This window comes from Streptomyces sp., assembly GCF_035645055.1.
Lineage (GTDB): Bacteria > Actinomycetota > Actinomycetes > Streptomycetales > Streptomycetaceae > Streptomyces.
Genome location: NZ_DASQNH010000099.1, coordinates 75,753 through 87,482, shown reverse-complemented (window position 1 = coordinate 87,482; position 11,730 = coordinate 75,753). Strand labels below are relative to the sequence as shown.

Annotated in this window: 8 protein-coding genes; 5 read left to right on the top strand and 3 right to left on the bottom strand. The window is 74.3% G+C overall.

What is annotated here, in order from left to right:
* Together glgX and treY are read left to right on the top strand one after the other, a co-directional pair.
* On the top strand, positions 1–1,771 hold a 1,771-nt coding region (gene glgX, locus VE614_RS32205), incomplete at its 5' end, for a glycogen debranching protein GlgX (RefSeq protein WP_324945425.1).
* A 209-nt stretch (positions 1,772–1,980) separates the two neighbouring features.
* Positions 1,981–4,338: a malto-oligosyltrehalose synthase gene (gene treY / locus VE614_RS32200; RefSeq protein WP_324945422.1), complete on the top strand. Its 2,358-nt coding sequence runs from the start codon at positions 1,981–1,983 to the stop codon at positions 4,336–4,338.
* Positions 4,339–4,386: 48 nt separating this feature from the next.
* On the opposite strand, the gene VE614_RS32195 is transcribed toward treY, so the two are convergent.
* Positions 4,387–5,388, bottom strand: coding sequence for a LysR family transcriptional regulator (locus tag VE614_RS32195; protein ID WP_324945419.1), 1,002 nt, complete (start codon positions 5,386–5,388; stop codon positions 4,387–4,389).
* Positions 5,389–5,523: 135 nt separating this feature from the next.
* Between VE614_RS32195 and lpdA the strand changes: the two genes are divergently transcribed.
* Complete coding sequence (gene lpdA / locus VE614_RS32190; RefSeq protein WP_324945416.1) at positions 5,524–6,945, top strand: dihydrolipoyl dehydrogenase; 1,422 nt, start codon at positions 5,524–5,526, stop codon at positions 6,943–6,945.
* 132 nt (positions 6,946–7,077) lie between these two features.
* Positions 7,078–8,325 carry a M14 family zinc carboxypeptidase gene (locus VE614_RS32185; protein WP_324945413.1) on the top strand — a complete coding sequence of 416 codons (1,248 nt, stop codon included), beginning with the start codon at positions 7,078–7,080 and terminating at the stop codon, positions 8,323–8,325.
* Between the two features lie 139 nt (positions 8,326–8,464).
* Here the strand turns inward: VE614_RS32185 and VE614_RS32180 are convergent, their stop codons facing one another.
* Positions 8,465–8,935 (bottom strand): SSI family serine proteinase inhibitor, encoded by a 471-nt coding sequence (locus VE614_RS32180; protein ID WP_324945410.1) that lies wholly within the window; start codon positions 8,933–8,935, stop codon positions 8,465–8,467.
* 80 nt (positions 8,936–9,015) lie between these two features.
* On the bottom strand, positions 9,016–9,567 hold the full coding sequence (locus VE614_RS32175; protein ID WP_324945407.1) for a DUF1707 and FHA domain-containing protein: 552 nt from the start codon (positions 9,565–9,567) through the stop codon (positions 9,016–9,018).
* Positions 9,568–9,740: 173 nt separating this feature from the next.
* Here VE614_RS32175 and treZ point away from each other — a divergent pair, with 173 nt between their 5' ends.
* Positions 9,741–11,486: a malto-oligosyltrehalose trehalohydrolase gene (gene treZ, locus VE614_RS32170; RefSeq protein WP_324945404.1), complete on the top strand. Its 1,746-nt coding sequence runs from the start codon at positions 9,741–9,743 to the stop codon at positions 11,484–11,486.
* Positions 11,487–11,730: the final 244 nt, after the last annotated feature.

The following is an 11,730-nucleotide window of genomic DNA, read 5'->3' as shown; positions in this document are numbered from 1 at the left end:
GCCCGACCGGCGCAACGATCTGGACTCCGCCCCGCACACCATGACCTCGGTGGTGGTGAACCCGTACTTCGACTGGGGCGACGACCGGCGGCCCCGCACCGAGTACCACAAGACGGTGATCTACGAGGCGCATGTGAAGGGTCTGACCATGCGCCATCCAGGGCTGCCGGAGGAGTTGCGCGGCACCTACGCCGCGCTGGCCCACCCGGCGCTGATCGAACACCTCACCGAACTCGGAGTGACGGCCCTGGAGCTGATGCCCGTACACCAGTTCGTCAACGACCACCGCCTGGTGGACATGGGCCTGAACAACTACTGGGGCTACAACACCATCGGCTTCTTCGCCCCGCACAACGCGTACGCCTCCTGGGGCGACCGCGGACAGCAGGTGCTGGAGTTCAAGTCGGCGGTCCGCGCGCTGCACGAGGCGGGCATCGAGGTCATCCTCGACGTGGTCTACAACCACACCGCCGAGGGCAACCACCTGGGCCCGACGCTGTCCTTCCGGGGACTGGACAACGCGCAGTACTACCGCCTCGCGGACGACCCGCGCTACTACATGGACACCACGGGGACCGGGAACTCCCTGCTGATGCGCTCCCCGCACGTGCTCCAGCTGATCATGGACTCGCTGCGGTACTGGGTCACCGAGATGCACGTCGACGGCTTCCGCTTCGACCTCGCCGCGACCCTGGCCCGGCAGTTCCACGAGGTGGACCGGCTGTCGTCGTTCTTCGACCTGGTCCAGCAGGATCCGGTGGTGTCCCAGGTGAAGCTGATCGCCGAGCCGTGGGACGTGGGCGAGGGCGGCTACCAGGTGGGCAACTTCCCGCCGCTGTGGACCGAGTGGAACGGCAAGTACCGGGACACCGTGCGGGATCTGTGGCGGGGCGAGCCGCGCACCCTGGCGGAGTTCGCCTCCCGGCTGACCGGCTCGTCCGACCTGTACCAGGACGACGGGCGGCGACCACTGGCCTCCATCAACTTCGTCACCTGCCATGACGGCTTCACCCTGCACGACCTCGTCGCGTACAACCACAAGCACAACGAGGCCAACGGGGAGGACAACCGCGACGGCGAGAGCCACAACCGGTCCTGGAACTGCGGCGCGGAGGGCGAGACCGACGATCCCGCCGTGCTGGAACTGCGGGCCCGGCAGATGCGGAACTTCATCGCCACGCTGATGCTGTCCCAGGGCGTGCCGATGATCAGCCACGGTGACGAGTTCGCCCGCACCCAGCGCGGCAACAACAACGCCTACTGCCAGGACAGCGAGCTGTCCTGGGTGGCCTGGCCGGACGGCGAGGGCCCGAGCCGCGAGATGCTGGAGTTCACCCGGGCGATGGTGTGGCTGCGCAAGGACCACCCCGTCTTCCGGCGCCGGCGCTTCTTCCACGGCCGGCCCGTGGCGGGCACGCACGACGACCTGTCCGACATCGCCTGGTTCACCCCCGAGGGCCGGGAGATGACCCAGCGGGACTGGGAGTCGGCACAGGCCTCGGCCCTCACCGTGTTCCTCAACGGCAACGCGATCTCCGAGCCGGGCCCGCGCGGGGAGCGCATCGCCGACGACTCCTTCCTGCTGATGTTCAACGCCTCCCCCAAGGCGCTGGACTTCGTGGTGCCGGTCGACCACGGCCGCCAGTGGCAGGTCGTCGTCGACACCGCCCAGCCGGACGGGGTGCCACCGGGCACCGGCGCCAAGGTGGCGGCCGGGGAGCGGCTGCGACTGGTCGACCGGAGCCTGACGGTGCTGCAGCGGCCCGCCTAGGGGGCCGTTCGGGTACGCGCGCGTGGGGGGCCTGCCGGGGCGGGCGGCGGCGGTGCGGCGGAGGGGCCGCCGCACCGCGTGGCGGACTCGGCAGGTCCCCGGCGCATGGCGCGACCCGGACTTCTCAGCGCCCGAAACCGGCCACGCGCGCGGGTGTGCGGGCGGGCCGCGATGACACGAAACCCGGCGGGGCGGGTACGTACCCTTTCATGACCCCTGAGCGACCTGACCCCACGGTGCCCACGGCTACGTACCGGCTCCAGCTCCAGCCCGAGTTCCCCTTCGGGGCCGCCGCGGCGGCCGTGCCCTACCTGGCCTCGCTCGGCGTCTCGCATCTGCATCTGTCCCCCGTCCTGGAGGCCGTCCCCGGCTCGCAGCACGGCTACGACGTCGTGGACCACGCGCGCGTGCGCGAGGAGCTGGGCGGCGAGGAGGGACTGCGCGCGCTGTCCCGCACCGCGCGGGAGCACGGTCTCGGACTCGTGGTGGACATCGTGCCGAACCACATGGCGATGGCACCGCGGCACAACCGTGCCCTGTGGGAGGTGCTCCGGGAGGGTCCCAAGTCGGCGTACGCGCGGTGGTTCGACATCGACTGGGACGCGCAGGGCGGGCAGGTGCTGCTGCCGGTGCTCGGGCGTCCGCTCGGGGCGGACCTGGAGCACCTGAGGGTGGACGGCGACGTGCTGCGCTACCACGACCAGGTGTTCCCGCTCCGCGAAGGAACCGAGGACCTGCCATTGCCGCAGCTGCTGGACGCGCAGTGGTACCGCCCCGTGTGGTGGCGGCTGGCCCGGACCGAGCTGAACTACCGGCGCTTCTTCAGCATCTCGGAGCTGATCGGGGTGCGGGTGGAGGACCCGGAGGTGTTCGACGCCACACACGCCACCCTGCTGCGGCTGCTGCGCGAAGGGGTCGTGGACGGGCTGCGCGTCGACCACCCGGACGGCCTCGCCGACCCCGACGGCTACCTCCGGCGGCTGCACGAGGCGACCGGTGGCCGCTGGACGGTCGTGGAGAAGATCCTCTCCGACGGCGAGCATCTGCCCGCCGCCTGGCCGGTCGCGGGGACCACCGGCTACGACGCGCTGCGGCACGTCGACGGTGTCTTCACGGACCCGGCGGGCGCCGCCGACCTGCTCGCCCGCTACCGGCGGTTCGCGGCCCCGCAGACCGACCGGGGCGGGCACTGGGAGGCCACCGCGCGGCGGGCGGCGTACCGGGTCCTGGAGCACGAGCTGGCCACCGAGGTCGACCGGCTGACCCGGGTGGCGAGCCGGCTGTGCGCCACCTCCCAGGATCCGGCCCTGCGCGACCGGGCGCCCTGGGCGCTGCACAGCGCGCTGCGGGAGCTGCTGGTCCGGCTGGAGGTCTACCGGCCCTACGAGTCCGGTGACCCCGCCCTGGTCGTCACCGAGGAGCACGCGGCCGAGGCCCGCGCGGCGTTCGCCGTACCGGAGGAGGCCGGGGCGGTCGACGTCGTCCGCGGGCTGCTGCTGGGGCGCCACGGCGACGGGCCGGACCGGCTGGAGTTCCGGACCCGGTTCGCGCAGACCGCGTCGGCGCTGCGCGCGAAGTCCGTCGAGGACACCGCCTTCTACCGGTACGTGCCGTTGCTGTCGGCGACCGAGGTGGGCGGGAACCCGGGGCGCCCCGCCATGTCGCCCGCGGAGTTCCACGCGTACTGCGCGCGCGTGCAGCGCGACTGGCCCACCACGGGGACCGTCGTCTCGACGCACGACACCAAGCGCAGCGCGGACGTGCGGGCGGCGCTGATGGTGCTCACCGAGTGCCCGGAGCGCTGGTCGGAGGTGCTGCGCGAGGTCGGCCGCGCCGACGTGGGCGCGCCGGACGGGCAGCTGGCCTGGGCCGCCTGGCAGACCGTCTTCGGGCTGGGACCGGCGGACCCGGAACGGGTGCGGGCGGCGCTGCTGAAGCATGTGCGCGAGGCCGGGATGCACACCAGCTGGACGGAGCAGGAGCCGTCGTACGAGGAGGCCGTGGCGGCGTTCCTGGCGGCGGGGCCGTGCGGGGCGCCCGGCGAGCGGGTCGCCCGGCTGCGGCGCGAGCTGGAGCCGCACATCCGGGCCAATGTGCTGGGCGGGGCGCTGGTCCATCTGACGATGCCGGGCGTGCCGGACGTGTACCAGGGCACCGAGGCCGAGTGCCGGACCCTCGTCGATCCGGACAACCGGCGGCTCGTACGGTTCCCGCCCGAGGAGTCCGGCGACAAGGGCGCGCTGACGGCGGCGGCACTGCGGCTGCGGGCGCGGCGGCCCGAGGTGTTCGGCGAGGCGGCGACGTACGCCCCGCTGACCGCCGAGGGTCCCGCGGCGGACCACGTCCTGGCGTACGCCCGCTCCGGAGAGGTGGTCACCGCCGTCACCCGCCTGTCGCTGCGGCTGGCGGAGAGGGGCGGCTGGCACGACACCCGGCTGGCGCTGCCGGCGGGCCGCTGGGCCGACGTGCTGACGCCGGGGCGGGAGTTCAGCGGGCACGCACGCGTGGAGGACCTGTTCGAGCGGCTGCCGGTGGCGCTGCTGGAACGTATCGGGGACGGGGATTAAGGGCGCGGCGGGAGGGCGTGCGGCCGGCGTGAGTGGCGGGGCCGAGGCTTACGCCGGGGCGGCCGGTGCCGAAGCGGCCGGTGCCGAAGCGGCCGGCATGGGGGCGGTGCCCGCGGGCGCGGGGTGGGCCGGGGGAGCCGGAACCGAAGCGGGCGGCGCGGTGGCCTCGCCGGCCGGGAAACGGGCGCGCAGGAGGTCCACGAAGGCTTCGGCCACGCCGGTCGGCGGGACGCGGGAGAAGACGCTCAGCGGTCGGATCCACGGCGGGTCGGGTGACAGCACCACGCAGTCCTCGCCGACGGCGCCGTGCACGACGTGCGAGGGTACGGCGCACACGCCGACCCCGGCGGCGGCCATCCGCACCGCCGTGGAGCTGTGCTCGGTCCACACCGCGGTGCGTGGCGTGAAACCGGCCCGGCCGCAGGCCCAGTCGAGGATGCGCTCGCCGCGGACGACGGGTTCCATGGCGCAGCGCACCCAGGGTCGGTCCGCGAGTTCGGGCAGCGTCACCGTCGTACGGCCGGCGAAGCGGTCGTCGAACGGCACCACGAGGACGATCTCCTCCTCGCCGACGGTGAGGGCCGTACCGGGCCAGTCGGCGGGGGCGGGGCCGACGGCCAGGTCCGCCGCGCCGCGCTCGACGGCCTCTTGGAGGGACGCGGTCTCGGTGTACTCGTGCAGCCGCAGCAGGACGCCCGGGTGGGCGGTGCGCCAGTGGGCGAAGACCTCCGGCAGGACGCCGACCGCGAGGGCGTGGACGGCCGCGATGTGCAGTTCGCCGCCTTCGGCACCGGCGGTGGCGCGGGCCGCGCGGCGGGCCTGGGCGGCGCTGCGGACGGCCAGTTCGGCGTGCGGCCGGAAGGCGCGTCCCATCGGCGTCAGACGCACTCCGCGCGGCAGGCGCTCCAGGAGCGCGCCGCCGACGGACCGCTCCAGGGCCTTGATCTGGTGCGAGAGGGCCGGCTGGGTGACGTGCAGCGCCTCGGCCGCGCGGGTGAAGGAGCCCTCCTCGACGACGGTCAGGAAGTACTCCATCTGACGCAGGCTCATCCCCGGACCGTCCCCGTCCCCATCCCCGTCCCCATCCCCGGTGGGCTGCCTCGCCTGCTGCCATGAACATCGTTCATCGGTTCCACAAGAACATTGCCTTGGACGCATGGCAAGGGCCGGGCGGAGGCTGGGCGCATGAACACAGCGGACGTCATCGTCATCGGCGGCGGCACCGGCGGCTACAGCACCGCCCTGCGCGCCGCGGCCCTCGGTCTCCAGGTGGTGCTCGTGGAGCGCGACAAGGTGGGCGGTACCTGTCTGCACCGCGGCTGCATCCCGAGCAAGGCGATGCTGCACGCCGCCGAACTGGTGGACGGGATCGCGGAAGCGCGTGAGCGGTGGGGTGTGAAGGCGACCCTGGACGCGGTCGACTGGTCTGCGCTGGTCGCCACCCGCGACGACATCGTGGCCCGCAACCACCGGGGCGTGGAGGCGCATCTCGCACACGCGGGCGTGCAGGTCGTACGGGGCAGCGCGCGCCTCACGGGACCGCGCTCGATCCGCGCGGTGGGCGAGGACCCGGCCGCCGGCGCGCGGGAGTTCACCGCGCGCCGGGGCATCGTGCTCGCCACCGGCTCCCGCCCGCGCGCGCTCCCCGCGCTCGCTCCCGACGGGCGCCGCGTGGTGACCAGCGACGACGCGTTGTTCGCGCCCGCGCTGCCGGCCTCCGTCCTGGTGCTCGGCGGCGGCGCGATCGGGGTCGAGTACGCCTCGTTCCACCGTTCCATGGGCGCCCGGGTCACCCTGGTGGAGGCGGCCGACCGGATCGTGCCGCTGGAGGACGCCGATGTCTCCCGGCATCTGACGCGCGGTCTGAAGAAGCGCGGCATCGAGGTGCAGACGGGCGCCCGGCTGCTGGACGCGGAGCTGCTGGACGACGGCGTACGCGCGCGGGTGCGCACCGCGCGCGGCGAGGTCCGTACGGTCGAGGCGGAGCGGCTGCTGGTGGCCGTCGGCCGGGTCCCGGTCACCGAGGGCCTGGACCTGGCCGCCGCGGGCCTCGCGGCGGACGAGCGGGGGTTCGTCGCCCCGGCGGACTGGGACCGGCTGGAGACGGCCGTGCCCGGGGTGCATGTCGTGGGTGACCTGCTGCCGCCGCCGTCCCTCGGGCTGGCCCACGCCTCCTTCGCGGAGGGCCTGCTGGTGGCGGAGACCCTGGCGGGGGTGCCGTCCGCGCCGGTGGACTACGCGGCGGTCCCCCGGGTGACGTACTCGTCGCCGCAGACGGCGGCGGTGGGGCTGAGCGAGGCGGAGGCACGCGCGCGGGGACACGAGGTGGAGGTGAACACGATGCCGCTGACCGCCGTGGCGAAGGGCATGGTGCACGGGCGGGGCGGGATGGTGAAGGTCGTCGCCGAGGCGGGCGGCGGACGGGTGCTGGGCGTCCATCTGGTCGGCCCCCAGGTGTCCGAGATGATCGCCGAGAGCCAGCTCATCGTCGGCTGGGACGCCGAGCCCGGTGACGTGGCCCGGCATGTGCACGCGCACCCGACGCTGTCGGAGGCGGTCGGTGAGGCGTTCCTGACGCTCGCCGCGCGGGGGCTGCACCAGCAGTGAGCCGGGGCCGGCGCCCCCGCGCACACGCCGTGTGCGCAACCGGGCGCCCCCTGGAGCCTCCCCTGCCCTGTCCTTGACACCGTCTCCGGACCGTGCGGTACTGCGGATGCGAAGCCGGGCGGACAAACGGGGGTGAGTCACCTGCTGGAGCTGCGCTATCCCACAGTGGCCGAACTGGTCGCCTCCGCACGCGGGTTGGCCGCTTCGCACCCCGGCTTGTGCACCCTGCGCGAGGTGGGTGTGTCCCGCGCGGGGCGCCCCCTGCATGTACTGTCCGTGGGCCGTGCGCGCCGTGCGGTGCTCGTCGTCGCGGGCGCCCACGCCAACGAGCCGACCGGCGGCTCCACGCTCCTCGCGCTCGCCGAACGGGTGGTGGCCGAGCAGTCGCTGCGGTCGGGCACGTCCTGGCATTTCCTGCTGTGCGCGGACCCGGACGGCGCGAGCCTGCACGTCACACCGGCGCCGCGCAGTCTGCTCGACTACCACCGCGGGTTCTTCCGGCCCGCGGGCCCGGAGCAACCGGAGTGGTCGCCCGCCGTGCTGCCCCCGGACCGGCTGCCGCCCGAGACGCGCGCCCTGACCGGGCTGATCGACGAACTGCGCCCCTACCTCCAGGTGACCCTGCACGGGACGGACCTGGGCGGCAGCTGGGTGCAGCTGACCCGGGACATACCGGGGCTCGCGGAACCGTTCGGCAAGTCGGCGGCGGAGCTGCACATCCCGGTGGAGACGGGTGCCTCGGACGCCGCGGGCTGGCCCGCCTCGGGCCCCGGGGTGCATGTGATGCCCGCGCCCGGCGCGGTGGCGTATCCGAGCATGCCGGACGACGCGCGGCACAGCACCTGGTACCACGCGCACCGCTACGGCGGTCTCACCGCGGTCGTCGAGGTGCCCATGTGGGCCAGCGACCTGGTGGACGACCCGGCGCCGCATCCCGCGCCGGCCGCGGCGATCCGGGGCCTCGCGGACCGGCTGCTGCGGGACGCGTGGAAGGTGGAGGAGGTGCTCGCCGAGGCGCTGCCACGGCTGGACGGCCTCGACGGGCCGCTGCTGCGGGCCGCACGGTGGGCGCTGGAGCTGGTGCCGGGGCTGGCCGCGGACTGGACCCACACGCCGCCCGCGGGCCACACGATGGCCTACGTCGGCAGCGTGGACGCGTTCGCCCGGCGGCTGCCGCTGCGGGCCGCGGCGATGCTGCTGCGGGTGCTGCGCGAGGCCGACGACCGCGCCGTGCCGCGGCTGGAGCAGCTCGTGACGACCTGGAGCGAGGCCTTCGCGGAGCGGTTCCGGGCCCGCTGGGTGCCTCTGGAGCACCAGGTCGAGCACCAGTCCCGCACGGTCGTCGCGGCGGCGCTGCACGCGCGCGAACGGGCGGCGTGAGGCCTTTGCTCCCTGCCCCACCACCACGCACGCACGCGTGTACCGACCGGGGCGCGCACCGACCGGGGCGCGCACCGACCGCCGTGCCTACCGGCCGTCCGCGCCCCGCCGCTCGCACCGCCGTCCGCGTCGCCTCCCGTCAGCCGTCGAGCGCGAACAGCGCCCCCGTCACCGCCTCCATGGCGCAGGCGTTCGAGAACGTCTCGCGGTAGTCGACCGGCCGCCCCTGCCACATGCCGCGCGCCTGGGCGGTCACCGGCGCGTAGACCATCGGGCAGGTGCCCTTCCTCATCGGGATCCGGCGGATGTCGCCGTTCGCGGCGTCCAGCTGGGCGCAGGCCTCGGCGGCCCGGCCGTGCCCGAGGGGCGGTTCGCACAGCAGCAGGGTGCCGCGCGTGTCGCGGTGGCCCGCGGGCCGGAGGGGGCGCGGCCCCGGGGGAAGGATGTCGCCCCGGGTGACGGTGAGGTGGAGCCAGGTGCGCGGGCCGGTCTCCCGGACCGGCTCGGCCGCCGCCCGCGCGGGTACCGCTCCGGCGGCGAGCACGGCGAACAGGGCGGCCGTCGCCGGCAGACCGCGCCGGACGGCCTTCACTGTGAGGGTGTACGTCATTCCCGGTGCATCGGCACGACGGGCCCGGAACCCCAGTCCCGCTCACCCGAACGGGAGCAGGGGGCCGGATGTGCCGCCCTTCAGTGCGCGGCGAGCCGGAAGCCGACCTGCCCGAAGGACACCTGGTCGCCCTCGCGGACGACGGTGGCGCCGATGACGCGGCGGCCGTTGACGACGGTGCCGTTGGTGGAGCCGAGGTCCCGGAGGATCCACATGCCGCCCTGGCGGCTCAGTTCCGCGTGTATGCGGGAGACCGTCTCGTGGGTCAGCCTGAGGCCGCTCGCGGGGTCGCGGCCGATCCGCAGCGAGCCGCCGACCGCCGGGTGCGGCAGCAGCAGCTTGGGCAGCCGCTCGGCCTGCCAGGCCCGGCGCAGCCGCGCGGAGAAGCCGGAGACCGCCTCGACGGTGCCGAACACCACCCGCGAGAACCGCCCCTCGGTGGGCAGGTCGGCGGTGAGGGCGGCCAGCTCGTCGGCGCGGCGGGCGGCGAGGGCGAGTTCCATCCGCCGGACGAACGTGTCGTGGGACAGACGGCCCACGGCGACGCCGTCCCGCAGGACCTTCAGCGCATGGTCGCGCTCCGCGTCCGAAGGGCGCGGGAGAGAGGTCGGGAACTCGAAGGACGACGTCACGCTGGTGATTGTCGGTCAGTGAACCCCGGGTGTCCAGAAAACGGAGAAACGGTCCCCACGCGCGCGTACCTGACGACACCTCCCGCAAAAGGGAGGATTCAAAAGCGGATTGATCTCTTTTGACGCACCATGGACGGGCTACATCACGGTGAGCAGACGAAGGGGAACCGTCCGTGCAGTTCGAGGTGTGGGCACCGCAGGCCGGCCGAGTGACGCTCCATTGCGAGGGGGTCACGCACGTGATGGAGCGCGATCCGGAACGCGCGGGGTGGTGGGCCGCCGAGGCGGAGGCCCGGGACGGCACCCGGTACGGCTTCGCGGTGGACGACGGCCCCGTTCTCCCCGACCCGCGGTCGCGCCGGCAGCCGGACGGCCCGGACGGGATGAGCGCGGTCGTCGACCACGGGCGGTACGCGTGGCGCACGGAGTGGCCGGGGCGTCCGCTGCCGGGGGCGGTCCTCTACGAGTTGCACGTGGGCACGTACACGCGCGAGGGCACTCTGGAGGCGGCGGCCGAGCGGCTGGACCATCTCGCCGAACTGGGTGTGACCCACGTCGAGTTGATGCCGCTGTGCCCGTTCCCGGGACGGCACGGCTGGGGGTACGAGGGGGTCTCGCTGTGGGCGGTGCACGAGCCGTACGGCGGCCCCGAGGGACTGAAGCGATTTGTCGACCGGGCCCATGAGTTGGGGCTCGGCGTGGTCCTCGACGTCGTCCACAACCACCTCGGACCGTCCGGCAACTACCTTCCGGCGTTCGGCCCGTACTTCACCGAGACACACCACACGCCGTGGGGTGCCGCGGTGAACCTGGACGCGCCGGGCTCGGACGAGGTGCGCGCGTATCTGATCGCCAGCGCGCTGGCGTGGCTGCGGGACTACCGGATCGACGGGCTGCGGCTGGACGCGGTGCACGCGCTGGTGGACACGCGCGCGTGCCACTTCCTGGAGGAGCTGTCGACGGCGGTGGACGGGCTGTCCGCCGATCTCGGCCGGCCGCTGTTCCTGATCGCGGAGTCGGAGCTGAACGATCCCCGGATGGTCACCCCGCGCGCGGAGGGCGGCCTCGGGCTCCAGGCGCAGTGGAACGACGACTTCCACCACGCTCTGCACACCGCGCTGAGCGGGGAGTCGCAGGGCTACTACGCGGACTTCGCGCGCGCTCCCCTCAAGGCCCTCGCCAAGACACTGACCGGCGGGTTCTTCCACGACGGCACGTACTCCAGCTTCCGCGGCCGACGCCATGGGCGTCCCCTGGACCGCGCCCGGGTGGCCGCGCACCGGCTGCTCGGCTACAGCCAGACCCACGACCAGGTCGGCAACCGGGCCCAGGGCGACCGGCTGTCCGCCGCCCTCTCCCCCGGGCTGCTGGCCTGCGCCGCCGCGCTGACCCTGACCGCGCCGTTCACCCCGATGCTGTTCATGGGCGAGGAGTGGGCGGCGGGCACGCCCTGGCAGTTCTTCACCGACCACACCGATCCCGAGCTGGCGGAGGCGGTGCGGCGGGGCAGGCGGCGCGAGTTCGCGACGCACGGGTGGGCCGAGGAGGACATCCCGGACCCGCAGGACCCGGCGACCCGGGAGCGCTCGTGCCTGGACTGGTCGGAGCCGGAACGCGAGCCCCACGCGCGCGTGCTGGCTTGGTACCGCCGCCTCGTCGAGCTGCGGCACCAGCAGCCCGACCTCACCGATCCCGACCTCACCGACATCAAGGTGGCCTACGACGAGCAGGCCCGCTGGCTCGCGTTCCGGCGCGGCGATGTGTGCGTGGTCGTGAACTTCGCGGCGGAACCCGCGACGATCCCCCTGGGCAGCCGCCCGGCCCAGGTGCTGGCCGCGTGGGAGCCGGTGGACACCCTGGACGCGGAGGGCCGCCTGCGGGTGCCCGGGGAGTCCTGCGTGGTGCTGGCGCAGCCGTGAGCGGGGGCGTGGCGGCCACGGGTGCCTGACAGGGGCCGCGCGCCGAGCGGGCACGCGTGCCCGCTCGGCGGCTGGGTGGGGAACGGTCCGCGGACCGCCGAGCGGAAACGCGCGGGGCGCGGTCGAACGGACCTGGGCGTGCGGCGCGCCTCCGTCCGAAGGAGCCGGGTGACGCGGGCGGTCCGCCCAGCAGGTGCCGTGAACCCTGCCAGGAAGCGGGCACCGCCCGGTGCCCGCTGGGGCG

Excerpts from the sequence above, each read along its gene's own strand:
- treY (WP_324945422.1), top strand. The coding sequence starts at position 1,981 with ATGACCCCTGAGCGACCTGACCCCACGGTGCCCACGGCTACGTACCGG.
- VE614_RS32195 (WP_324945419.1), bottom strand. The coding sequence starts at position 5,388 with ATGAGCCTGCGTCAGATGGAGTACTTCCTGACCGTCGTCGAGGAGGGC.
- lpdA (WP_324945416.1), top strand. The coding sequence starts at position 5,524 with ATGAACACAGCGGACGTCATCGTCATCGGCGGCGGCACCGGCGGCTAC.
- VE614_RS32180 (WP_324945410.1), bottom strand. The coding sequence starts at position 8,935 with ATGACGTACACCCTCACAGTGAAGGCCGTCCGGCGCGGTCTGCCGGCG.